The organism is Streptomyces asoensis, assembly GCF_013085465.1.
GTDB lineage: Bacteria > Actinomycetota > Actinomycetes > Streptomycetales > Streptomycetaceae > Streptomyces > Streptomyces cacaoi_A.
Genome location: NZ_CP049838.1, coordinates 6,092,897 through 6,116,841, shown reverse-complemented (window position 1 = coordinate 6,116,841; position 23,945 = coordinate 6,092,897). Strand labels below are relative to the sequence as shown.

Annotated in this window: 20 protein-coding genes; 12 read left to right on the top strand and 8 right to left on the bottom strand. The window is 72.2% G+C overall.

The annotated features are described in order from the left end of the window. Nucleotides 1–24: 24 nt before the first annotated feature. Nucleotides 25–1,377 carry an SWIM zinc finger family protein gene (locus G9272_RS27490; RefSeq protein WP_171399002.1) on the top strand — a complete coding sequence of 451 codons (1,353 nt, stop codon included), beginning with the start codon at nt 25–27 and terminating at the stop codon, nt 1,375–1,377. 82 nt (nt 1,378–1,459) lie between these two features. Next, nucleotides 1,460–3,118: a DUF5691 domain-containing protein gene (locus tag G9272_RS27485; protein WP_171399001.1), complete on the top strand. Its 1,659-nt coding sequence runs from the start codon at nt 1,460–1,462 to the stop codon at nt 3,116–3,118. Between the two features lie 89 nt (nt 3,119–3,207). Here the strand turns inward: G9272_RS27485 and G9272_RS27480 are convergent, their stop codons facing one another. Next, nucleotides 3,208–3,624, bottom strand: coding sequence for a cobalamin B12-binding domain-containing protein (locus G9272_RS27480; RefSeq protein WP_020132112.1), 417 nt, complete (start codon nt 3,622–3,624; stop codon nt 3,208–3,210). 502 nt (nt 3,625–4,126) lie between these two features. On the opposite strand from G9272_RS27480, the gene G9272_RS27475 reads away from it, so the two are divergent. Together G9272_RS27475 and G9272_RS27470 are read left to right on the top strand one after the other, a co-directional pair. Continuing rightward, nucleotides 4,127–5,131: an esterase/lipase family protein gene (locus tag G9272_RS27475; RefSeq protein WP_171399000.1), complete on the top strand. Its 1,005-nt coding sequence runs from the start codon at nt 4,127–4,129 to the stop codon at nt 5,129–5,131. Between the two features lie 280 nt (nt 5,132–5,411). Next, complete coding sequence (locus tag G9272_RS27470) at nt 5,412–6,911, top strand: M23 family metallopeptidase (RefSeq protein ID WP_437184381.1); 1,500 nt, start codon at nt 5,412–5,414, stop codon at nt 6,909–6,911. Nucleotides 6,912–7,089: 178 nt separating this feature from the next. Here G9272_RS27470 and pcrA read toward each other — a convergent pair whose 3' ends face one another. Beyond that, nucleotides 7,090–9,585 (bottom strand): DNA helicase PcrA, encoded by a 2,496-nt coding sequence (pcrA, locus tag G9272_RS27465; RefSeq protein ID WP_171398998.1) that lies wholly within the window; start codon nt 9,583–9,585, stop codon nt 7,090–7,092. A 456-nt stretch (nt 9,586–10,041) separates the two neighbouring features. Here pcrA and G9272_RS27460 point away from each other — a divergent pair, with 456 nt between their 5' ends. Next, complete coding sequence (locus tag G9272_RS27460; RefSeq protein WP_171398997.1) at nt 10,042–11,217, top strand: C40 family peptidase; 1,176 nt, start codon at nt 10,042–10,044, stop codon at nt 11,215–11,217. A gap of 284 nt (nt 11,218–11,501) precedes the next feature. Beyond that, the gene (locus tag G9272_RS27455) at nt 11,502–12,509 is read left to right on the top strand and encodes a tellurite resistance/C4-dicarboxylate transporter family protein (protein ID WP_171398996.1); all 1,008 of its coding nucleotides are present in this window, start codon (nt 11,502–11,504) and stop codon (nt 12,507–12,509) included. Here G9272_RS27455 and G9272_RS27450 read toward each other — a convergent pair. Beyond that, complete coding sequence (locus G9272_RS27450; RefSeq protein ID WP_171398995.1) at nt 12,487–12,840, bottom strand: hypothetical protein; 354 nt, start codon at nt 12,838–12,840, stop codon at nt 12,487–12,489. The genes G9272_RS27455 and G9272_RS27450 overlap by 23 nt on opposite strands. A 461-nt stretch (nt 12,841–13,301) precedes the next feature. Here G9272_RS27450 and G9272_RS27445 point away from each other — a divergent pair, with 461 nt between their 5' ends. Continuing rightward, nucleotides 13,302–14,387 (top strand): C40 family peptidase, encoded by a 1,086-nt coding sequence (locus tag G9272_RS27445; RefSeq protein ID WP_171398994.1) that lies wholly within the window; start codon nt 13,302–13,304, stop codon nt 14,385–14,387. A 13-nt stretch (nt 14,388–14,400) separates the two neighbouring features. Here G9272_RS27445 and G9272_RS27440 read toward each other — a convergent pair whose 3' ends face one another. Next, nucleotides 14,401–15,147 carry a LuxR C-terminal-related transcriptional regulator gene (locus tag G9272_RS27440; RefSeq protein WP_171398993.1) on the bottom strand — a complete coding sequence of 249 codons (747 nt, stop codon included), beginning with the start codon at nt 15,145–15,147 and terminating at the stop codon, nt 14,401–14,403. After that, nucleotides 15,144–16,472, bottom strand: a complete 1,329-nt coding sequence (locus G9272_RS27435) for an ATP-binding protein (RefSeq protein WP_437184309.1) — start codon at nt 16,470–16,472, stop codon at nt 15,144–15,146. The genes G9272_RS27440 and G9272_RS27435 overlap by 4 nt, the downstream gene beginning before the upstream one ends. 143 nt (nt 16,473–16,615) lie before the next feature. Between G9272_RS27435 and G9272_RS27430 the strand changes: the two genes are divergently transcribed. Both G9272_RS27430 and G9272_RS27425 read left to right on the top strand, forming a co-directional pair. Further along, nucleotides 16,616–18,286, top strand: a complete 1,671-nt coding sequence (locus tag G9272_RS27430; RefSeq protein ID WP_171398991.1) for a PspC domain-containing protein — start codon at nt 16,616–16,618, stop codon at nt 18,284–18,286. After that, complete coding sequence (locus G9272_RS27425) at nt 18,273–18,518, top strand: hypothetical protein (protein ID WP_171398990.1); 246 nt, start codon at nt 18,273–18,275, stop codon at nt 18,516–18,518. The genes G9272_RS27430 and G9272_RS27425 overlap by 14 nt, the downstream gene beginning before the upstream one ends. A 76-nt stretch (nt 18,519–18,594) precedes the next feature. Here the strand turns inward: G9272_RS27425 and G9272_RS27420 are convergent, their stop codons facing one another. Both G9272_RS27420 and G9272_RS27415 read right to left on the bottom strand, forming a co-directional pair. Next, the gene (locus tag G9272_RS27420; protein WP_079073857.1) at nt 18,595–19,131 is read right to left on the bottom strand and encodes a DoxX family protein; all 537 of its coding nucleotides are present in this window, start codon (nt 19,129–19,131) and stop codon (nt 18,595–18,597) included. 198 nt (nt 19,132–19,329) lie between these two features. After that, nucleotides 19,330–20,619: a hypothetical protein gene (locus G9272_RS27415; protein ID WP_171398989.1), complete on the bottom strand. Its 1,290-nt coding sequence runs from the start codon at nt 20,617–20,619 to the stop codon at nt 19,330–19,332. A 201-nt stretch (nt 20,620–20,820) separates the two neighbouring features. Between G9272_RS27415 and G9272_RS27410 the strand changes: the two genes are divergently transcribed. Then, complete coding sequence (locus tag G9272_RS27410; protein ID WP_171398988.1) at nt 20,821–21,744, top strand: DUF4429 domain-containing protein; 924 nt, start codon at nt 20,821–20,823, stop codon at nt 21,742–21,744. A 124-nt stretch (nt 21,745–21,868) separates the two neighbouring features. Here the strand turns inward: G9272_RS27410 and G9272_RS27405 are convergent, their stop codons facing one another. Next, on the bottom strand, nt 21,869–22,663 hold the full coding sequence (locus tag G9272_RS27405; protein WP_171398987.1) for a class II aldolase/adducin family protein: 795 nt from the start codon (nt 22,661–22,663) through the stop codon (nt 21,869–21,871). Nucleotides 22,664–22,773: 110 nt separating this feature from the next. Here G9272_RS27405 and G9272_RS27400 point away from each other — a divergent pair, with 110 nt between their 5' ends. Together G9272_RS27400 and G9272_RS27395 are read left to right on the top strand one after the other, a co-directional pair. Beyond that, entirely contained in the window at nt 22,774–23,400 is a 627-nt protein-coding gene (locus G9272_RS27400; protein WP_171398986.1) for a hypothetical protein, read from the top strand. A gap of 57 nt (nt 23,401–23,457) precedes the next feature. Then, nucleotides 23,458–23,931 carry a pyridoxamine 5'-phosphate oxidase family protein gene (locus G9272_RS27395; protein ID WP_171398985.1) on the top strand — a complete coding sequence of 158 codons (474 nt, stop codon included), beginning with the start codon at nt 23,458–23,460 and terminating at the stop codon, nt 23,929–23,931. Nucleotides 23,932–23,945 lie beyond the last annotated feature (14 nt).

Genomic DNA, 23,945 nt, shown 5'->3' with positions numbered 1-23,945 from the left:
GTGGGGGGATCTACCTTCGATGGCATGACTCAGCAGGGGGTGCGCTGGACGGCGGACCAGGTGCTGGCACTGGCGCCTGACTCCACGTCACGCAAAGCGGGAAGCAAACTCGGCACGGCCGATCCGTGGTCGGGCACGGGCAGTTCGCGGGAGGGGGCGGTATGGGGCTTGTGCGAGGGCAGCGGCGGCACGCCGTACCGGACGGTCGTCGACACCGCGGACGGGACAGGCCCGGCGTACACGTGCAGCTGTCCGAGCCGTAAGTTCCCCTGCAAGCACGCGCTCGGGCTGCTGCTGCTCTGGTCGGGCGGCGAGGGGGCCACGCCGGCGGAGCGGGCGCCGGACTGGGCCGAGCAGTGGATCGCGGGACGCAGGCGCGCACAGGAGAAACGGGAGGCGGGCGCCACGGGTTCCGGGTCCGGCTCCGCCGATCCGGAGGGGGCGCGCCGCCGGGCCGAGCGGCGCGCCGAGCGGATCACCGCGGGGGCGACGGAACTGGAGGAGCGGCTCGCCGACCTCCTGCGCTCAGGCCTGGCCACGGCCGAGCAGTCGGGGTATGCGCTGTGGGAGGAGACGGCGGCCCGCATGGTCGACGCGCAGGCACCCGGACTGGCCTCCCGTGTCCGGGAGTTGGGGGCGGTCCCGGGGTCCGGGCCGGACTGGCCGGTGCGATTGCTGGAGGAGTGCGCGCTGCTCCACCTCCTCGACCAGGGCTGGCTGCACCGTGAGCGACTGCCGGACGCCCTGGCGGCGACGGTCCGCGCCCGCGTGGGTCTGCCGACCTCGCCGACGGGTCCGCCGGTTCGCGACCACTGGCTGGTGCTCGCCCAGTACGACACGCCGGACCCGAAACTGACGACCCGCCGCATCTGGCTGTACGGCACCGCCTCGGGCCGCACGGCGCTCCTCCTCTCCTACGGCGCCGCGGGCCGCGCACCGGAGCTCACCCTGCCCGTCGGCCTCGCCCTGGACGCCGAGCTGTCCGGCCACCCGGGCGCGGGACAACAACGGGTCTCCCTCGGCGAGCAGTTCGCCCCACCCGTCCTCACCGGGACCCGTCCCCCGGGCATGACGACGACCGAGGCGACCGCCCGCTACGGCGAAACCCTGCGCCACGACCCCTGGCAGGACTCCGTCCCGGTGACGCTGGACAACGTCATACCGACCCCGGACGGCGACTTCTGGCAACTGGCGGACGCCGAGGGCGACACGGCGCTGCCGCTCACGCTCGCGGCGGTCTCCCGCCCTGGCCTGTGGCGCCTGGTCGCCCTCTCGGGCGGCGCCCCCGTCCGGGTCTTCGGCGAGTGCGGCCACCGTGGCTTCACCCCGCTGACGGCCTGGCCGACGGGCCCGGGAGAGGCGGTACGCCTGTGCTGAACGACCCCCCGCAACAGCGACGTCAGCCACAACAGCCACAACAGCCGACACGACAACGACGACGGCAACAGAAGGGAGTCTCATGAACGCCACCCCGACCCCACCCCGCTCCCCGCTGCCCGCCTGGGAGGACCTGGTCACCACCGCCCTGCTCGGCACGGATCGCCGTACGCCCCCGGGCGCGACCCCCGGCCGGGCCGCGCCGGCCGCGCTGTTGGACGCGGCGGCCGCGGAGACCGTACGCCGACGGGCCGGTCTGCGCCCGGGCCGGGCGGCCCCCCTGCCGGCGCCGACCGCCGAGGACCCCCGTCCGGCACTGCCCGTCGCGGCGGCCCGTCGGCTCGCCTTCCTGCTGGCCGACCGCCCCGGCACCGGCGCGGGCGGCCGCAGAGGCACGGCACCGGATCTCATGGAGCTGCTGCCCCAGTGGCTGACGGCGGTGAACGCCCGCGGGTTCGCCGCGCCCGCCGAGTCCCTCCCCGCGCTGCTCGACGCGGCACGCGGGCGTACGGACCTGCGCCCGGCGGCGCTGGAGTTCGCCGGACCGCGCGCCCTGTGGCTGGCCCGGCTGAACCCCGACTGGCGGTTCGCCCTGCGCGCGACCCCGGGCGGCGGCACCTCGCTGCCGGGTCCCGCGGAGACCGAACGCGCCGAAACGCTCTGGCGGGAGGGCCTGTTCGCCGAGCGGGTCGCCCTCCTGGCGTCGATCCGCTTCCGCGACCCCGACGCGGCCCGCGAACTGCTGGCCGCGTCCTGGTCGACAGAACGTGCCGAGGACCGGCTGATGTTCCTCGACTCGCTGCGCACCGGCCTCGGCCCGCGGGACGAGCCCTTCCTGGAGCAGGCCCTGACGGACCGGAGCCGCAACGTGCGGGCCACCGCCGCGGAGCTGCTCTCGGCGCTGCCGGGTTCGGCGCTCGCCGCGCGGATGGCGGTCAGGGCCGGCGCGTGCGTGGCCGTCGACCACACCCTGGACACACCGACGCTCCTCGTGGAGGCCCCGCACGAGTGCGACGCGGCCATGGAACGCGACGGCGTGTCGGCCAAGGCGCCGCCCGGCCGGGGTGAGCGGTCCTGGTGGTTCGGCCAACTCGTGGAGGCGGCCCCGCTCGCCACCTGGCCGGCGCGCCTGGGCGGCCGTACGCCGGAGCAGATCGTGGCGTTGCCGGTGGCCGACGACTGGCTGGGCGAACTGCACGCGGCCTGGTGCCGGGCCGCCGTCCGGCAGCGCGACGCCGACTGGTCGCGTGCGCTGCTCGGGGTGCCGTCGGCGCCCGGCGCGGGCGGGCCGGGCGCGGTCTCGCTCGCCGAACGGGCCAAGCTGCTGGGCACGCTTCCGGTGGCCGAACGGGCCGAGTGGGTCGCCGGTTTCATCGCCGCCCACGGACTCTCGGAGGCCTTCCAACTGCTCGGCGTATGCCCCGTGCCGTGGGCCACGCCGCTCGGCCGTTCCGTCGTCGACGCGCTCAACATCGCACGGGACGCGGGCAGTTACCCCTGGAGCTTCAGCGGCGTCATGGGCCTGGCAGAACGCTGCCTCGACCCCGGGGAGGCCACCCGCCTCGACGCCCTCCTGGCAGTACCGGACGAACCGGAAGACGCCTCCCCGGGCGCCGGCGGCTACTGGGCGGAGGCATTCCAACGACTGGGCAGGACGCTGCGACTGCGGGCGGTGATGACGCAGGAACTGGGGACGCCTTCACCGCACCGGCCGGCATCCACCAGCCCGTCCGGCGTTTGAGGACGAGGCCCCTTCAGGGCCGAAGCGGGGGTCAGGGGGCGGCAGCCCCCAGGAGAACGCCCACCCGTGCCACCCGCACAACAACCCGCTCAGGCGCCGGCTGGCTGCCGCACGTTCGCCCGAACCCAGTCGACGATCGAAGCGGTGGTCGCCCCCGGCGTGAAGATCTCCGCGACGCCCTTCTCCTTCAACGGCGCGATGTCCGCCTCCGGAATGATGCCCCCGCCGAACACCAGGATGTCCGCCGCGTCCCGCTCCTTCAGCAGCTCGATCACCGCGGCGAAGAGCGTGTTGTGGGCCCCGGACAGGATGGACAGACCGATCGCGTCGGCGTCCTCCTGGATCGCCGTGCCGACGATCTGCTCGGGCGTCTGGTGGAGCCCGGTGTAGATGACCTCCATGCCGGCGTCGCGCAGCGCCCGCGCGATCACCTTGGCCCCGCGATCGTGGCCGTCGAGCCCCGGCTTGGCGACCACCACGCGGATCGGACCGGCTGCCACACCCATCACTGCCTCCATGAAGCGACTACGTCCATCCTCAACGGCACGGACACCCCGTGCCAGACCGCCCGGGGAAGTGAACGAACGTTATCCCCAGCATCCCGCAACCGGCAGTTTCACGGTGTGGACCGAGGGGGAAATCACACGAAGGGAAACTTTCACCGCGCACCGATCCCCCGCGCCACGGGGGATCGGTCGCACCGGGAGCCGCAAAGAGGTCGCCGTACCGTCACGCCACAGGCCGCTGGCGTGGCGGTACGGCGCATCGGAAGGCACGATGGGCACGTAGGACAGGTAAGGCACGACAGCGGGGAGCCTCGTCGCCAGACCGGCAGGGTTCCTTGTCACGTCATCGGTGCAACGGGTGTCACACAAGCCGTACACGCCCCGCACGCCAGGCCGCACCCGCCCCACTCCCTGCCGTGCCCGATCGACCTCCTCCACCGCGACTTCCACGAGGGCACACGGGGGACAGAGAAGTCCTCAGCGTGCCGACAGGAGGTCGGCCATGAAGGTCACCCGGGCACTTCAGCCCTTTCTTCCGCTGTGCCAGCGTCTGCTGCCGGACATGCGGACCCTTCCGGGCATCCTGAACCTCTCAAGCTTCCCGACCCTGCCGAACCTCCCAGGACTCCCCGGCCTCCCCGGCCTGCCGAGCAGACTGGCCGGACTCTCCTTGACCCTCCTCAAGGCGACCGCCCTGGATCTCGCGATCCTCGCGGGCCACCTGCTCCTCTACCCCTCCGGCATCGCCCAGGAGCGCCGCGCCACGGCCCGCCCCGCGCTGCCCAGGGTGGCCGGCGCCGAGGACCCGGCACTGCTGCCGACCAAGGCCCCGCTCCCGGTCGTCCTGCTGCACGGGTTCATCGACAACCGTTCCGTGTTCGTCCTGCTGCGCCGCAGCCTCGCCCAGCACGGCAGGCACCGGGTGGAGTCGCTCAACTACTCCCCCCTGACCTGCGACATCCGGACAGCCGCCGAGCTGCTCGGCCGGCACATAGAGGAGATCTGCGAGCGCACCGGCAGCTCGCAGGTCGACGTGGTCGGCCACAGCCTGGGCGGCCTCATCGCCCGCTACTACGTGCAGCGGCTGGGCGGTGACGGCCGGGTCAGGACACTCGTCACGCTGGGCACCCCGCACTCCGGCACCCGGGTGGCGCCGCTGGCGAACGCGCACCCGATCGTGCGCCAGATGCGCCCGGGCTCCGCGCTGATCGAGGAACTCTCCCGGCCGGCGCCGGGCTGCCGTACGCAGTTCGTCAGCTTCTGGAGCGACCTCGACCACCTCATGGACCCACTGGAGACCGCCTGCGTCGACCATCCCGACCTGTTGGTACAGAACGTCCGGGTGACCGGGATCGGCCACCTCGCCCTGCCTGTCCACCCGGCCGTCGCCACCGGCATACGGCAGGCCCTCGACACGGCGCGTACGGGAGCGTCCGCAGGCGCTCGGACCGGCGGCCGAGCCGGCACCCGCACAGGCACCCAGACCGACGGCCTCACCGTGGCCTGACAACGCCCCTGCCGACACCCTTCACGACCATCCGACCGCCGTCCGGCCGCGGTCCGACCGCGGTCCGACCGCCGTCCGATATCGAACGTCATTCGAACGTAGGGCCAAACCCGCGCCCGCCGTCCCCCGAAACACGGCCGAATGCCCCTTTCCCGCAGGCACGAAACCTGCGGAAGATTGTCGTGCCCGCGTACTGCCGGGTACAGTCGCCGCACTGCTCTGGCAGCCCCTGTTGTCGGCGAAAGAGAAGTTGGTGAACGACCGTCACCCGTCGGGGATCATGACCACCCCGACCCCGGCTTCCGACGCCGCTTCGGCGCACTACGCGTCGTACGGCACCCAGGAAGCCCAGCACGACGGCTTCACCACGTACCACGGCTACGAGACCGGCGCCTTCGACGCCGGCGCCCACGCCACCGGCCACTTCCCGCAGGCCGACCCGCTCTTCGGCGAGCTTCCGGGCGACGCCACGGTCGCCGCCACCGGCACGTACGACAACACCCAGTGGGGCACCGGCGGCCACCAGGCCCCGGACACGGGCAGTCACCAGACCCTGAATTACGACGGGTACGCGGCCCAGCACCATGCCGCCTACGACACGGGCGCGTACGACGCCACCGCTTGGTCCACCGACCACCACCAGCAGCTGAACGCCGTTCCGCAGCAGGGCACGGCACCGGATGCCAGCGGACAGTGGGATGCGAGCGCCTGGCTCCAGCCCGACCAGTCCGTGAGCCCCGCCGACCAGACCCAGCAGTGGGAATGGGGCACGCAGGCCTTCGACACCGGCGCCTACGACGCCACGCAGTGGAACTCGGACGGCGGCGAGGGCGCCCAGCAGGCCTCCGACGAGCACGAGCAGCAGGCCGAGGTCCCGTTCGACCAGCAGGCCACCGCCACCTTCGAACAGGTCGGGCTCGACGAACACGCCCCGGCCGAGGGTGAGTTGCCCGACGGTGCCCCGCTATCCCTCCTCGACGACCAGGAAGAGGCGGCCCCGGCCCCCGCGCCGGGCGGACGGGCGGCCGCCCGCAACGCGAACCGTTCCCGGCGCCGGATGCCCGCGAAGCGCTCCGCGCTGCTGACCGTGGCCGTCCCCTCGGTCTGTGTGATGGGGGTCGCCGGGATCGCCGCGGCCTCGGTCGGCACGCTGACCGGCGGCGACGACAAGGACACCACGGCCTCCGCCTCGGACGCGCAGCCGGTGAAACCGTCCGCCGCCAACAACAAGCTGGACGCCCAGCTCGAGACCCTCAGCGCCGAGGCCGACGACTTCGCCGACCGGGCCAGCCGGACGCAGGAACGTATCGACCTCAAGACGCAGCAGGAAGCCGAGAAGAAGAAGGCGGCGGCCGAGGCGGCCCGCAAGGAGCGGCTGCGCCCCAAGTACGCCCTCCCGGTCGCACAGCACGGCCTCAGCGCCTACTTCGGCCAGGCCGGCATCAACTGGATGTCCCAGCACACCGGTATCGACTTCCCCGTCTCCTACGGCACGACCGTGATGGCGGCGACTGACGGCACCGTACGGACGCAGTGGAACAGCGCCTACGGCAACATGCTGATCGTGACGGCGAAGGACGGCACGGAGACCTGGTACTGCCACCTCTCCAGCTACCGCGTCTCCTCCGGTACGACGGTCAAGGCCGGCGACCCGGTCGCGTACTCCGGCAACTCCGGCAACTCCACCGGCCCGCACCTGCACTTCGAGGTCCGGCCCGCGGGAGGCTCCGCGATCGACCCGCTGCCGTGGCTGCGCAGCCACGGACTCAGCCCGACGTAAGCGCTCGACCCGACGTAAGCCCGAGCACGACCGCTTCCGCTCGCTGTGTCCGCATGAAGTGAGCCCCCGCCGTCGAAGCGGGGGCTCACTTCATGCGCACAGCTGGCAGGCACAGACACAGCTGAAGGCACAGACACAGGCCAAGGCCCAGGCCCAGGCCCAGTCCCAGGCCCAGCCGCTACAGCTTCTCCACCGGCGCGTACCGCAGCAGCAGACGCTTCGGCTTGATGTCGCCGAAGTCGACCGTCGCCTCCGCGTTCGCGCCCGTGCCCTTCACGCCGACGACCGTGCCGAGACCGAACTGGTCGTGGGTGACGCGGTCGCCGACGGCCAGCGTGACCACCGGCTTGTCGGCGGACCGGCGGGTCGCGAAGCCGGACGCGCCCGCGGCCGAGGAGCGTGAGCGGGACGAGGACAGCGAGGCCGCCACACCGGAGACGGGACCGGAGGACACGGGCGCGGTCGCCCCCGTCCGCTTCCAGTCCACATGCGTCGGCGGGATCTCCTCCAGGAACCGGGAGGGCGGGTTGTACGACGGCTGCCCCCAGGCGCTGCGCAGCGCGGACCGCGTCAGGTAGAGCCGCTCCCGCGCGCGCGTGATCCCGACGTAGGCCAGGCGGCGCTCCTCCTCGAGCTCCTTGGTCTGGCCGAGGGCGCGCATGTGCGGGAAGACGCCGTCCTCCATGCCGGTGAGGAAGACGACCGGGAACTCGAGGCCCTTGGCGGTGTGCAGGGTCATCAGGGTGATGACGCCCGAGCCGTCGTCCTCGTCGGGGATCTGGTCGGAGTCGGCGACCAGGGCGACCCGCTCCAGGAATGCGGAGAGCCCGACCGGCGCCGTACCGTCCCCCTCCGCCTCGCCGGTCTCCTGCTCGAACTCCAGGGCGACGGCGGCGAGTTCCTGGAGGTTCTCGATCCGCGTCTCGTCCTGCGGGTCGGTGGAGGCCTGCAACTCGGCTAGGTAGCCGGTGCGTTCGAGCACGGCCTCCAGGACCGTCGCCGGACCGGCGCCCGACTCGACGATCGTGCGCAGCTCCTCCATCAGCGCGTTGAACCGCTTCACGGCATTGGTCGACCGCGAGGCCATGCCGTACGCCTCGTCGACGCGCTTCAGGGCCTGCGGGAAGCTGATCTTCTCCCGCTGGGAGAGGGCGTCGATCATCGCCTCGGCGCGGTCGCCGATGCCCCGCTTCGGCACGTTGAGGATCCGGCGCAGCGGCACCGAGTCCTCCGGGTTGGCCAGCACGCGCAGGTAGGCCAGGACGTCCCGGACCTCCTTGCGCTCGTAGAAGCGGACCCCGCCGACGACCTTGTAGGGCAGGCCGACTCGGATGAAGATCTCTTCGAAGACACGGGACTGGGCGTTGGTTCGGTAGAAGACGGCGACATCGCCCGCCTTCGCGTCGCCCGCGTCCGTCAGTCGGTCTATCTCGTCGGCGACGAACTGCGCCTCGTCGTGCTCGGTGTCGGCGACGTAGCCGGTGATGCGCGCGCCCGCGCCCGCGTTGGTCCACAGGTTCTTGGGGCGGCGGGACTCGTTGCGCTCGATGACGGCGTTGGCGGCGGACAGGATCGTCTGCGTGGAGCGGTAGTTCTGCTCCAGCAGGATCGTCGTCGCGTCCGGGTAGTCCTCCTCGAACTGGAGGATGTTGCGGATCGTCGCGCCGCGGAAGGCGTAGATGGACTGGTCGGCGTCACCGACGACGCAGAGCTCGGCCGGCGGCACGTCGTACTCGCCCGGGGGTACGTCGACGGGGTGCTCGGAGGTGCCGACCAGCTCGCGTACGAGGGCGTACTGGGCGTGGTTGGTGTCCTGGTACTCGTCGACCAGGACATGACGGAACCGGCGGCGGTAGTGCTCGGCGACGTCCGGGAAGGCGCGCAGCAGATTGACCGTCGTCATGATCAGGTCGTCGAAGTCGAGGGCGTTCGCCTCGCGCAGCCGGGACTGGTACATGGCGTAGGCCTGGGCGAGGGTCTTCTCGAAACCGTCGGCGGCCTGAGCCGCGAAGTCCTCCTCGTCGATCAGCTCGTTCTTCAGGTTGCTGATCTTGGCACTGAAGGACTTGGGCGGGTAGCGCTTGGGGTCGAGGTCCAGGTCGCGGCAGACCAGGGCCATCAGCCGCTTGGAGTCGGCGGCATCGTAGATCGAGAACGACGACGTGAAGCCGAGCCTCTTGCTCTCGCGGCGCAGGATGCGCACGCACGAGCTGTGGAAGGTCATCACCCACATCGCGTGCGCGCGCGGGCCGACGAGCGCTTCGACGCGCTCCTTCATCTCGCCCGCGGCCTTGTTGGTGAAGGTGATCGCGAGGATCTGCCCCGGGTGCACGTGCCGCTCGGCGAGGAGGTGGGCGATGCGGTGGGTGAGCACGCGCGTCTTGCCGGAGCCGGCGCCGGCCACGATGAGCAGCGGGGAGCCCGCGTGGGCGACGGCCGCGCGCTGGTTGTCGTTCAGCCCCTCCAGGAGCGCTGCCGCGTCCAGCACAGGGCGCGGGGCGCCGTCGCGGTAGTGGGTGTCCCGGTCCGGGGGCACGTCGAACTTCCCGCCGAACAGATCGTCCGGAACCGACTCCGGTCCGTGATCGTCCTCGGGCGGTGGCGGGGGTTCCTCCTCGTGGGCACGGGGGCCCTGGAGGTTCGCCAGGAAGCTGTCGTCAAAGAGGCTGCTCATCGCTCTACGAGTCTAGGGGGCGCCACTGACAACCGGCCGCCGTCCCGGGAACATCCCCCACCCTCACCCTCCGGGGCCCCGTTGTCACGATCCGCGATCCGCACGGTCGCGGCGCGGACTCCCGGCCGAAGGTCACGAAAATGTATCGGGCATATCGCCCATCAACCTTCACACGGACCACACGAGTTGGCTACCGTGCCGAACAGGCCGTACGACCCCCACCGGCGAACCCCGTCGGACCGCACGGCCTCCGCCGAGTCCGACGCGTCCGCTCACGCCGACGGAACCGGGGACCCACCGAGACCTTGGGTGAATCGGCCCGACGCCCCTCCGGGGGCGGGCCGTAGGGCAACCCTTCCGACGTACCTGCCCGAACCCTCCCCCAGTGCCCGACCAGCCTGGGAGGGACCCCCACCGCTGACCCGGTAGGCGGAGCACTGGAAGGAGTCGCCTCCCTTGGCGTCGCAGCACCGCAAGCCGCGCTCCGCGGGCACGCGCGTGGCGGGTATACGCACCCCCGCCCTCGCCACCGCCGCCCTCACCTCCGTGGCCCTGCTCTCCCAGACGGCGAACGCCGCTCCGTCGGACGACGGCAAGCCGAGTCTGGAGGAGGTCGAGAAGAAGGTCGACGACCTCTACCGCCAGGCGGAGTCGGCGACCGAGAAGTACAACGCCGCCAAGGAGAAGACGACCAAGCAGCGCAAGCGCGCCGACGGCCTCCTGGACGACGTCGCCCAGCGCACCCAGAAGCTCAACGAGGCGCGGGAGGAGCTGGGTTCCTACGCCGCGGCCCAGTACCGAACCGGCGCCTCGGCGCCCGACACGGCCGCCTTCCTGCTCGCGGACACCCCGCAGGACTACTTCGACCAGAACCATCTGATGAGCCGGCTGACCGACCGCCAGAAGGGTGCGGTCGACGACTACGTCACCGAGCAGTCCGCGACGATGAAGCAGCGCCAGGAGGCCACCGAGAGCCTCGCGACGCTCACCGACACGCAGAAGGACCTGAAGACCGCCAAGGCCACCGTCCAGAAGAAGCTCGGTGACGCGCGCGAGCTGCTGTCCCGACTGACGGCCCAGGAGAAGGCGCGCCTCGCGGCGATCGAGAAGCAGCGGCAGGAGGAGGCCGCGCGCAAGGCGGCGGAGCTCGCCCGGCAGCAGGCGGCGGAGCAGGCCGCGGCCCAGCAGGAGAGCGGCGGCACGTCGCCGGGCACGGGTTCGTCCTCGACCGCCCCCTCCACCTCCGCCTCCGCCTCCGAGGACCCCTCGTACGCCACCAAGGCCGAGAAGGCGCTCGCCTTCGCCCGCGCGCAGATCGGCAAGCCGTACGTCTGGGGTGCTACGGGCCCCGACTCCTACGACTGCTCCGGCCTCACCCAGGCCGCCTGGAAGGCCGCCGGCGTCACCCTCCCGCGCACCACCTACGACCAGGTGAACGCGGGCACCACGGTCTCCCTCGCCGACGCCCGGCCCGGCGACCTGATCTTCTTCTACGACGACGTCAGCCATGTCGGCGTCTACATCGGCAACGGCATGATGATCCACGCCCCGAAGCCGGGCGCGTACGTCCGCGAGGAGTCCGTCTTCTACGACGGCGAGTCGGGCATCCACAGCCTGGTACGCCCGGCCTGACGACGAGGGCACGCGCGGCTGTCCCACGCGCGCGTGGGACACACGGGCCCCCGCGTGGGACACATGGTGCACGCGCGCGTGGGGGCACGCCGGGCACGCGCGCGTGGGGCTTCGTTCTCGAGCGACATGATCCACCGCGAGCCGCACCACCCACGCCTGCACCACCCACGTCTGCACCACCCCCGCCTGCGCCCCCACCCCGCGCCCTGCACCCGCGCGTATTTCTGCGCGCCCGCGCGCGTGCCCCGCTTCCGCAGCGCGCCGTGCTCCTTAGCATCGGCCGCATGCCAGGCTCCCCCGCCCTCCCGTCGCCGGCGCCCTCCCCCGGCTCCCCGCTCCGCGCCTGGTGGGCGCAGCGGCCACCGGCGGCGGGGGCCGCGGTCATGGCGACCGGCATCGTGTCGATCGGACTGCGCCTGACGGGGTACGACGTCCTGTCCCGCGTCACCCTGGCGATGGCGGGCGCCGCATGGGTGGCGCTGGCCGCGGACTTCGTCGTACGGCTGTTGCGCACGCGCGAGCGGTGGCTGACGGAGGCGGGCACGCCCGGGGCGCTGACCGCGGTGGCGGCGACGACCGTACTCGGCACGGGCGTCACCGCGTTCGGCCGGCACACCCTCGCCGAGGCCCTGCTGGCGCCGGCGGCGGTGCTGTGGCCCGTGCTGCTCGTGACCGTCGTACGGCAGTGGAAGCGGGGCATGCCGGGGGTGGTGTTCCTGTGCTGTGTGGCCACCCAGGGGCTCGCCGTGCAGGGAGCGGTGCTCGCCGAGGCGGAGGCGGTGGCCTGGCTCGCGCACACCGCGCTCGTGCTGTTCTGGCTCGGGCTCGTGTTTTACGGCGTCGCCCTGGCCCTCTTCGACCTGCGGCAGGTGGCCGAGGGCGCCGGGGACCAGTGGGTGGCGGGCGGCGCGCTCGCCATCTCGGCGCTGGCGGGGGCGGGTCTCCTCGCGGCCGACGACGGGGGCCTGTATCTGTGGAACGTCGACGACACCGGCGTCCTGCGCACGGTGACCGTGGCCCTGCTGGTGCTCTCCCTGGCCTGGTACATCGTCCTGCTCGTCGCCGAGGTGCGGTGGCCGCGGCCGCGCTACGACCTGCGCCGCTGGGCGACCGTGTTCCCGATGGGGATGACGGCGGCGGCGACCCTGTCCGTCGCCGCCGCCGTCGACGTGCCGTCGCTGAAGGGGCCCGGGCAGGTGCTGCTGTGGGTCGCGGTGGCGGCGTGGCTGGCGGTCGCCGCGGCGGCCCTGGCCACGGCCCTGGCGTCCGTCAGGTCCAGAGCACCGCGATGAAGATGTTCGCCACGGTCAGCAGCCCGACCAGGCCGAACAGGGGCTTCTCCACCGTCTCGTCGTCCCGCTTCACATAGACGAGGCCGAGGATCACGATCAACAGGGCCAGCTTCACGCCGATCTTGATGTTGTTGACGTGCTGGTCGTCCGCCTGGTTGAGGCCGACCAGGATCACGCCGGTGACCAGCATCGTCGCCGCGCCGTGGAGCATCGCGGGAACGAAGCGGGCCGTGCCCTGGCCCATCGCCTTCATCTGCGTGAGGAAGCCGCCGAGGAGCGCGGCGATGCCGATGATGTGCAGGCCGACGAAAAGATGGATGAGTACGTCCATGGAGCCGGATGCTAACGAGCCGTGCGGGGCCACTCACCACCGGCCCTCCCCTTCGGCCGCACATGCATATATGCGTCCCATAGCACCCCGCCCCTCCAACGTGTCCCGAAATCGCCGTTTCGGTCAGCGCGCCGCGCGAATCCGACGGCCCGGGTCCGGGTTTTCGAGCATTTGTGATCATGACGCGGTCCGCTCGTGTCACTTCCGCACTTCGCGTTACCGGACTGTCACAGCCGGGCCTAGCGTCCTCCCCCAGGTGACCGGCTCCCCACCGCCGCCCGGGCCAGGGGCGGCAGTCGGCCACCACCGCCGAGAAGGTCCGGCGGCGTCCCGCTCCCCCTGTGCGGGCCGTCGCCGGACGCGTCAGCCGCCCTCCGGGGCCGTCCGTCCGCTCCCCCGACGGCTCTCCGGTAGCGGTACGGACGGACGAGGCGGTCGTACGAAAGGACGTGCAGTCCCACGTGGCAGCGCACCGCAAGCCCCGACAGCGCTCGCTCGGCGGCCAGACGGCCCGCACGGCGTTCACCCTCGCTCTCGCGGGCGCCGCGACGGCGACGGCCTTCGACGGGACCGGACAGGCCGAACCGAACCTGACTCCGGCCCAGGTCAAGGCGAAGGTGGCGAAGCTCTACCAGGAAGCGGAAGAAGCCACCGAGAAGTACAACGGCGCCCGGGAGAAGGCGACGGCGGCCGAGCAACGGCTGGAGAGCCTGCGGGACGAGGCGGCGCGCAAGGAGGAGAAGCTCAACGCGTCGCGGGAGACGCTGGGTTCGATGGCGGCGGCGCAGTACCGCAGCACCGGGCTCGACCCGGCCGTACAACTGGCGCTCTCCGACGACCCCGACCGGTATCTCGACGGCGCCGCCTTCGCCGAACGGGCCGGGGACCGCCAGTCGGCCGCCGTCACCCAAGTACGCAGACAGCTGCGGGAGATCGAGCAGCTGCGCGGCGCCGCGCGTGTCGAACTGACCTCGCTCAAGACGCGCCAGGCCGAGTTGAAGACCCACAAGAAGACGATCACCGGCAAACTCGACGCGGCGCGCCGCCTGCTGAACCAGATGACGACGGCGGAGCGGTCCCGGATCGGCGAAGGATCGAGCAGCGGCACCGGCACCGCGAGCGGCCGCGCCTCACGCTCCTCGACAGACGGACGCGACGGCCTCCAGGCCCCCGGCTCCGCCACCGGCCAAGCCCCCAACTCCCGTGCCGCGGAGGCTGTTTCCTACGCATACTCCAAGCTCGGCAGCCCCTATGTGTGGGGCGCGACCGGGCCGAACGCCTTCGACTGCTCAGGCCTCGTCCTCGCGTCGTACCGCTCCGCGGGCGTCTCCCTGCCCCGCACCACCTACGCCCAGATCGGCGCCGGACAGCGCGTCTCCCGCTCCGAACTCCTCCCGGGCGACCTGGTGTTCTTCTACTCCGGCATCACCCACGTCGGCCTCTACATCGGCGACGGCCAGATGATCCACGCCCCGAACCCGTCGGCTCCGGTGCGCGTGGCGCCCATCGACGAGATGCCGTTCGCGGGCGCGACGCGGGTGGTGTGAGACCGCCCGTCCCTCACACCAGCCGTCGTGCCGTGGCCCAACGGGTCAGCTCGTGCCGGTTGGACAGCTGGAGCTTGCGCAGCACCGCCGAGACATGCGACTCGACCGTCTTGACGGAGATGAAGAGCTGCTTGGCGATCTCCTTGTAGGCATAGCCCCGGGCGATGAGCCGCAGCACCTCGCGCTCGCGCTGGGTGAGCCGGTCCAGGTCCTCGTCGACCGGCGGGGCGTCCGTCGAGGCGAAGGCGTCGAGGACGAACCCGGCGAGCCGCGGCGAGAACACGGCGTCCCCCTCCTGCACCCGGAAGATGGAGTTCACCAGGTCGGTGCCAGTGATCGTCTTGGTGACATAGCCGCGGGCGCCGCCCCTGATCACCCCGATCACATCCTCCGCCGCGTCCGACACGGACAGGGCGAGGAAGCGCACCGGCTGCTCGGCGTCGGCCATCAACGGAGCGCAGCGGCGCAGCACTTCGACCCCGCCGCCGCCCGGCAGGTGGACGTCGAGGAGGACCACCTCGGGCCGGGTCGCGGTGATGACCGTGACCGCCTGGTCGACGTCCGCCGCCTCACCGACGACCTCGACGCCGGTCTGCTCGGTCTGGCCGATCTCGGCCTGCACTCCCGTACGGAACATACGGTGGTCGTCGACGAGGACCACGCGCACATGGCGCCCGCCCGTGCCGCCGCCGGAGGACTTCGCCGGCTCGGCCGCCTCCGCCGCTCCGCCTGTGCCGTTCGTGTCGGTCGGGTCGCTCATGACGTCTTCTCCGCCCTCTCCATCTCCAGTTCGACCTCCGTGCCGCCGTCCGGGACGGCCCGCAGCCGCGCCGTTCCGCCGTGGCGCTCCATACGGCCGATGATCGATTCTCTGACGCCCATGCGGTCGGCGGGTATCGAGTCGAGGTCGAAGCCGGGCCCGCGGTCCCGGACGGACACGAAGACCGTCCTGCCCTCGACTTCGGCGTAGACCTGCACGGCGCCGCCCTCGCCACCGTACTTGGCCGCGTTCACCATCGCCTCACGCGCGGCCTGCATCTGTGCCCCGACCCGTTCGTCGAGCGGGCAGTCGCCGACGACCACGACCTCGATGGGGACGCCGTGCTTGTCCTCGACCTCGGCGGCGTTGCGCCGCACCGCGTCGGCGACCGTGGTCGGCTCGTCGGCCTCCTCCTTGCCGGTGCCCTCGGGTTTGTACAGCCAGGTGCGCAGGTCACGCTCCTGGGCGCGGGCGAGGCGACGCACCTCCCCGGCGTTCTCGGCGTTGCGCTGGATCAGGGTCAGGGTGTGCAGCACCGAGTCGTGGACATGGGCGGCGACCTCCGCGCGCTCCTGGGCCCGGATGCGCATCAGGCGCTCCTCGGAGAGGTCCTGGGTCATGCGGACCAGGTAGGGACCGGCGAGGAGCGTGATGCCGACGAGGACGGCGAGGGCCGCCTGGAGCACGGAGCCGAGGTGGGCGGCGGAGCCCTGGAGGACGAAGATGCCGGAGACACCGGCCGTGACGAGCAGGACGCCGGCGCCCGCGCGCAGGAGCGTGAGCGTACGGCGTCTGCGGCCGACCTCGACCCAGCGGGCCCGGCGCGCGTTGTCCGCCTGGCGCCAGACGAGGGCGACGCCCGCGCCGACGAGAACGGCGGGCAGCAGATACGCCTTGGCGCCACTGCCCAGATTCACATTGCCCACGAAGACCATGGCGACGACGACCATGAGGAGCAGCGCGACGATCTGCCCCTTGTCCGGTTTGCGGGCGACGAGCCTGCGACGGCCGTCGGGCGCGGTCTCGGTGCCGACGAGCGCCGGGGGCTTCTGGCCGCCGACCCCGCCGACCCCGAGCGGCACGAAGAACCAGAAGGCCGCGTAGAGCAGGGCGCCGAGGCCATCCGCCATGAACAGGCCGGCGAAGACGAGCCGCACCCACACCACGGGCAGCCCGAGATGCCCGGCGAGCCCCCGCGCCACGCCACCGAGCCAGCGTCCGTCACTGCTGCGGTAGAGCTTGCGCGGCGGCCGCGGTTCGACGAGTGGGACTGCTGCGGCTTCCGGCATGCCAACGATGGTCACACGGGCGCCGGTCCCGGGCATCAGGGTTCGCCCCCGAGACGCCCCTGATCTCCGAGGTCCTCGCCCGTCGAACGCCTCCCCCGCCCCGGATCAGGGCCGATATCAGGGTCCGACCAGGGTCATTCCGACTGCCGCGAGGGCGGCTCGCCCGCCACCATGGACTCATGACAGATCACCAGCACGCCGCGGACGCCGTGCCCGACGGGGGCACCGCGTCCGACGCGGCCGCCCCGTCCTCCGGCGCCCGGGGTGCCGCGGGTGAGGAAACTCGCGCGCACGAGCGGGCGGGCGCGCACGAGAAACAGGGAGAGGGCGCGGGACGCGGCCCGTCGGAGGGCGCCGGCCCGGACGCGGATGCGGACGACAGGACAGTGGTCGAGGCGGCCACGGAGGCCGCGACAGCCGCCGCCGCGGCGGCCCGCACCGGCGCGGGAAGCAACGGCGGCACGGGACCCGACGACGGTTCGCCGGAGGGAATCCGAGGACCGGGAGCAAGCCAGAGGCCGGGCGGAAGCCAGGGTCCGGGAGGCCCCCGGGCACCGCACGGGGCCGAAGCGGTCGGGCCTCCGCCCAGGTTCCGGCGGGACCGCGAGCACAAGGTGCTCGCCGGGGTGTGCGCGGGCCTCGGGCGGCAGTGCGACATGGACCCGGTGATCTTCCGGATCACGCTCGCCGTGCTCTCCGCGACCGGCGGCATCGGCCTCATCTTCTACGGCTTCGCCTGGCTCTTCGTCCCCTACGCCGACGACGAGCAGAACGAGGTGCGCAAGCTCCTGACCGGACGGGTCGACGGCCAGGCCCTGGCGGCCGTGCTGTTCGCGCTGGTCGGCTGCGGGGTGTTTCTGTCGATGCTGAACAACGGCAGCGTGCTGACCTTCGCCGTCGTCGTCTCCTTTCTCCTGGCGGGCGCCGGCTACTGGTCACGGCACCGGGACTCCTCGGACCCCGACCCGCTGGCCGCGCAGGCCGCGGCCGACGCCCCGCCGGAGGCCCAGGCGCCTCCCGTCCCCTCCGCCTACCCCTCGTGGTGGCGCGACCCCATAGTCAAGGACGGCACGCACGACGGCGGCACCGGCTATCTGTGGGGCCCGTGGGACGCCCGCGCCCGGGACATCACAGCGACCATCAACGTCGACCTCGTCGGCCACACGCGCCGCCCCGAGGACATACGGGCCCCGCACAAGCCGTACGCCGGACCGCGCGGCCCGCGCTGGATCGGCGGCTGGCTCTTCCTGCTCGCCGCGCTCGCGGGCGGCCTCGTCACCCGGCTCACCTGGGACGACCACCCGCTCGGCACCAGCCTTCAGGCGGGGCTCGCGGCCGCGCTCATCGTGCTCGGCGTGGGAATCTCGGTCAGCTCGTTCCTGGGGCGGACCGGAGCGGGGTCGGTGTTCCTGGCGATCGTCACGGCGGGCCTGCTGGCCGGTACGACCGTCCTGCCCAAGGACATCGGGACGCACTGGATCGACACGGTGTGGCAGCCCGCCGCGGTGGCGGACGTACGGACGGCCTACGACCTGGGCACCGGGGACGGCACCCTGGACCTGTCCCGGCTGGAACTCGCGAAGGGACAGACGGTGAGCACCAACGCCGAGGTGGGGGCGGGCCGACTGCGGGTGATCGTCCCGCCGGATGTGACCGTGAAGGTGAGGATCGACGTGGGGCTGGGAGACATCCAGCTGCCGGGCGACGACGAGAAGGATGTGGACGTGCAGCCGGGCAAGCACAAGGAGGTGACCCTGTCGCCGGTCTCGGGCGGCAAGGACGCCGGGACCATCGACCTCGACCTCCAGGTCGGAGTGGGACAGGCGGAGGTGGCCCGTGCTGCGTCATGAGTTCCGGCCCGGCAGGCTGGTCGCCGGCGCCTTCTTCACCCTCGCGGGCGTCATCTACGCAGGTGACGCGGGCGGCCTCTGGGAAACGCCGTGGTTCGTGGTGATCCCTGTCGTCACGGCCGGCCTCTGCCTGGCGGGCGCGACGGGCCTCGTGGCGAGGAGCATACGCAGACGACGAGGCCCGTCCCGCCGGACCACCCCGGCCGGGACCGGCCCGAACCCGGCCGCCTGATCGCCCAGTCGACCGAGATGGGCTGACCGGCTGACCGCGCGGTCCACGCGTCGGAGGGGCCGGCCGGTCGTGGGGCCTACCTGGCCCGGGTCCCCGCCCGCTGTCGCCGCCTGGAGCGCCAGGCGGCGTCGAGGGAGAGGACGGGGGCACCGGCGAGAACCAGGGGCAGCCAGGCCATGAGGTAGGCGAGGTCGTTGCCGTAGTAGTAAGGGTCCGAGGCCCAGCTCACGGTCAGCCACAGGCTGAGCGAGATCAGCGCGCCGCCTAGCGCGGCGAGCCGGGTGAGGACGCCCAGCAGGGTGCCGATACCGACGGCGAGTTCACCGAAGGCCATCGCGTAGCCGAAGCCGACGGGGCTCTTCAGGGCCATGTCGACCAGAGCCGGGATGGCCGAGGAGTCACGGACGGCGCGCATGGTGTCGCCGATCGAGCCGGCGCCGCTGTCCTTCAGAAAGGCACCGTCGGTGAGTTTGTCGAGGCCTGCGTAGATGAAGGTGACGCCGAGGAAGATGCGCAGGGGAAGGAGGGCGTACCGGGTGGCGGTGTCCCGCCAGTCGCGGCCGCCGCCGTCGAGATAGGGGGGGTAGGTATCCGTCCGCATGCCATGAGTCATCGCCCGTAGCCGCCTCTCGCCCGGAGTGGTGGGACCACCCCTCAACAGACCATACGTACGAAATGGGGGGTGCGCTCAACTGTTTGCACGAGCTCCCGGCACCACTGGTTCACTTCGCCCGATCGATTCACTCCGGCCCGTCGACCCCCCTGGGCCCGAGGGGTCCACTCCACCCGGGGTCCGCTCCAGCCCGCCGGTTCAGTCCGTGACGTCGATCGCGTACCGGTTCGTCTCCACACCCGCGGCCGTGACGACCTGCACGTCCACCCGGCCCGGTTCCACGTCCGCCGGGACGGGGACGGTGAGGACGGCGTCGGTGGGGTTGCTGAAGCCACCGGTGACCGGCACGAGGGGGACGTGGACATGGACCGGACCGATACGGACGACCATGCGGGAGAGCCAGTCGGCGGTCTGGGCGCCGGGCGGGACGAATCCGGCGCCGCGGATCTCGATGTCGTCGCCGGTGCGGATCGGGGCGTCGAGGTCGCCGGCCTCGCGGGAGCGGACGACGGAGAGGATGACGGGGCGGCCGCCCTCCGCGTACTTGCCGGCGAGGTAGGTCGCGGCCGAGACCAGGACCACGACCGCCAGGCCCCAGGGGAGGTCGGGCAACTGGTCGGGGCGGCGGGCCAGCCGGACCGCGGCGAAGGCCAGGGCGACGGCGCCGATCACGACGTACTGGATGTCGGCGAAGGTACCGCGGCCGGCGTCGTCGGTCAGCAGGTCGGCGGCCCGGGGGCGGTGGGCGCGGACCTTCTGGAGCCGCTGGCCGAGGACCCGCAGCCCGACCACCCGGCGCACCAGCACGGCGATCCCGCAGACGACGGCGAGGACGGTCACCACGCCGGCCCCGCGGGAGAGGTCGAGCCCGGCGAGCAGCGCGTCGCGTTCGGCGTGGCCGGAGGCGGCGGCGAGCCGGCCCACCAGGACCAGCACCGCGTAGGCCACGAGCAGCACCCAGCCGACGGCGACCGCGCGGGAGGTGGAGAGGCGGTTGTCCTCGCCGATCACCGGGGCGAGCGCCCCGCCGCGCGCCCGGTGGAACCAGGAGGCGGCGGTCAGCGCGCCGGCGACGACCAGCGCGGCGAGGAGTCCGGCGGTGCGGGCGTCGGTCCAGCCCGCGCCGATGGCGGTCAGGGACTGCACCAGCAACAGCGCCACGACCGACACCCACACGGTGACCGCTGTGCGGAGCCACAGACGGGACAGCCAGGCCTCGCCCTCGGCGCGGCCGCGTTCCGCGACGAGTTCCGCGGACTGGGTGAGCTCCTCGGAGACCCACTGGCGGGAGGCCGAGACGGAGTGGGCGACGGCGGCCGGCAGGCCGTGCCCGGCCGCGAACCCGTCCCGCTGCACCAGGAACTCGGCCACCGCTCGCCGGTGTCCCGCGCGGGCCCCGTGGGGGCAGTCCCCGCAGGTACAGCCACCCTCGTGGGTGCCCGGCCCCCTGCTCGACTCCGTGCTCTGTCTCGCCTCCTGCACCGCCATGTCCGACGCCCGCCTTCCCCACGACCCGATCGGATGGCGACCCTCGAAGGACCCTCTGTGGATCCCGGCCGCCGCACTGTGAACAACTCCCCCGCAATGACAGCGAATTGTGCCCTACGGCACACCCCTCGTTCCCGGCAGGCCGGGTCAGCGCGGGTGAAGCGGGCAGGGCCGTGTTGACCCGGCTGCGAGAATTTCCGTATGGCCGAGATCATCCAGCGTGACGGGACCTGGGCCTTCGACGGCACATCGGTCAGGATCACCCCGGGACTCCACCGCTCCGTACCGCTGTTCCGGCAGACGTACGGGGAGATCACCGTGCCCCTGGAGGCGGTCGCCGGGATCGTCTACGAGCCCGAACGCAAGCGCGGGCGGCTGCGGATGCGGCTGCGCGAGGGGGCGGATCCGCTGCTGCACGCGACCGGCGGGCGGCTGCCCGATCCGGCCGATCCCTACCGGCTCACCGTGGACGTGGACCGTTCCGGGGTCGCCGAGTACCTCGCCGAGGAGATCCGGCACGCGCTGCTGCTCGACCAGATCCCGGGCGAGCCGACCAAGGCCTACCTCCTGCCGGGTCCGCCGGTTCCGGTCTCCGTGCGTTCCTCCGACGGCACGGTCTCCTTCGACGGCACCCAGGTGCGGGTCGACTGGGCGGACACCTCGGACCGGGTGAAGCGGGCGACGGGCCCGCGTGTGATCAACGTCGGCGATGTCGTGCGGGTCGAGTGGCTGCCCAACTCCGGCTACGAGGACGGCTTCCTGCGCTTCGTGACCCGCGAGACGGTGTTCTCGAAACTGCCGGCCGAGAAGGACCCGTACGCCCTGGACCTGTGGGGGAACGTGAACCGTGACCTGTTGACGGCCCTGGTCGCGACCGCGGTCACCGCGCGTCTCCCGCACCCCTCCGCACACGCTGGTGCGCAGCGGGAGCACGAGCGCGAGCGGGAAGGCGAGTACGGGGACGTGGCCCGCAGGCGCGGGCTCACGGCGTCCGTCCCGCCCCCTGCCGACCACCACGACGTACTGCTGCGCCGACTGCGCGAGTTGGGCGAGCTGCACCGGGACGGGGTGCTGACCGACGAGGAGTTCGCGCGGACGAAGGCCGTCGTCCTGCGCGGCTTCTAGGACGCGACCACCGGCACACGGCCTCCTGCACACCCGGCCTCCAGGACACGGCCCCCAGGACACGGCCTCCGGGACACGGCCTCCGGGACACGGCCTCCGGGGCGCGACCGCCAGGGCGGGGGTCTCAGCTCAGCAGGTCCGGCTCGCTGCGGCTGATGTCCTGCCACAGCGGCTGGTAGTTGATCCACGCCACGAGGTCGCCGCCGAGCTGTTCCCGGGTGGCGACCGCCGCCCGGTGGTCGATCAGGACGGGCCGGCCCGCCGCCCGCGCGGTCAGCTGGACCTGGCTGGAGCGTTCCATCGACAGGAACCACCAGGCGGCCGCGTCCACCGAGTCGCCGACCGTCAGCAGCCCGTGGTTGCGCAGCACGAGCGCCTTGCGGGAGCCGAGCGCGGACGCGATACGCCGTCCCTCCTCCGCGTCGACGGCCACGCCGGTGTAGGCGTCGTAGAGCGCGTGGTCCTCGTAGAACGCGCAGCTCTCCTGGGTGATGGGGTCGAGCAGCTCGCCGAGCGCGGCGAGGGCACGGCCGTGCACCGAATGGCAGTGGGCGACCGCGACGACGTCCGGGCGGGCGGCGTGCACCTGGGCGTGCACGGTGAAGGCGGCCTGGTTGACGTGGTAGCGGCCCTCGACGACCTGTCCGTCGGCGTTGGCCAGCACCAGGTCGCCGACGGTGACGTGCTTGAAGGGCATCCCGAACGGGTTGACCCAGAAGCAGTCGTCGAACTCCGGGTCGCGGGCGGTGATGTGCCCCGAGACACCGTCCTCGAAGCCGAGCCGCCCGAAGATGCGTACCGCGCCCGCCAGCCGTTCCTTACGGTGTCGGCGCTCGTCCTCCACCGAGTCGTGCATCGGCGGCATCGCGAACTGAAGCCGGTCGGTGGGCAGGGGGGCAGGCGGCGTGGGCCCGTGCATCGGTCCTCCAGCACTGGGTTGCTTTACGACGCGGAAGTTACCGTCGGTCAGTGCAAAAGGGCAGAGCCGTTATGTAAAGATGACGATTTCCGTCACCTTCGGAGCACACCTTGAGCCTTGCCGAGCGGCACGTCACCGCCCTCATGCGTCAGATCACGACGCGCAACGACATCGAGCTCGTCCACCCCTTCGCGGAGCTGGACACGTTCGGCGCGCTGGTCTACGTAGCCGAGTGCTACGGCTTCCGGTACGAGAGCGTGCGCCTCGTCGGCAAGCACCGCATCATGCACGTCCAGCTGGTCCGCGACCCCAGCACCTGGGCGCGGCAGCGGGCCGCGGCGAACTCGGCGGCCTTCCCCGACCCGGGCCCCGGCCGCCCGGTGCCGGGCATGTACCTGGGCTCGCTCACCCCGGTCCCCGAGGTGCAGGCGGAAGTCGACGTGATCACGGCGCTCATCCGCCACGACGCCCTCGGCGCGGCCGCCAACCGCAAGCAGCTGCTGGCCATCGGCTGGGGCTCGGCGGTGCTGTTCCTGCTGATGGCCGTACTGACCGGCAAGTACGCCGTGCTGCTCCCGCTCGCCGTGCTGATGCCGCTGTTCATGCTGGGCTCCCTCAAGGTGAACACGAACCGGCGCGCGAAGCTGGCCCAGAGGCTCATGGCGGCCGGGTGCACACCGGTACGGGACGCGGCGGGGCTGGAGCGGTACGTACGGCCGGTGCCTCAGGGCTCCTGACCCCCAGCCCGGCAATACCGGACAGCGGATGTCGGGTATCGGGGCCACACTCGCCGTATGACAGCGAACTGGGCGGCCTTCGCCGCAGCCGAACCCGCACTCGCGAAGATCACCGAGGCGCGCTTCGGAGCCTTCACGCATCACGTTCTCGCGACGCTCCGCAGGGACGGTTCCCCCCGCACCAGCGGCATCGAGGTGCGTTTCCTCGGCGGTGAGCTGTGGCTCGGCATGATGCCGGGCTCGCTCAAGGCCCTCGATCTGCGCCGTGACGCACGCTTCTGCCTCCAGGCCAACCCCGGCGAGGGCACCGGGATGGGCGGGGGCGACGTACGGGTCGCGGGCCGGGCCGTCGAGGTGGCGGACGGGGAGGCGAGGGCGGCGTATGTGAAAGAGGTGGAACCGCCGCAGCCGTTCCACCTCTTCCGCACCGAGCTGACGGAGGTCGTACGGACCTACGTCGAGGACGACACGTATCTGGTCGCCCAGGTCTGGCAGCCCGGAGAGCCGGTACGCACTCTCAAACGGACATGACCGTCGAAACCGGA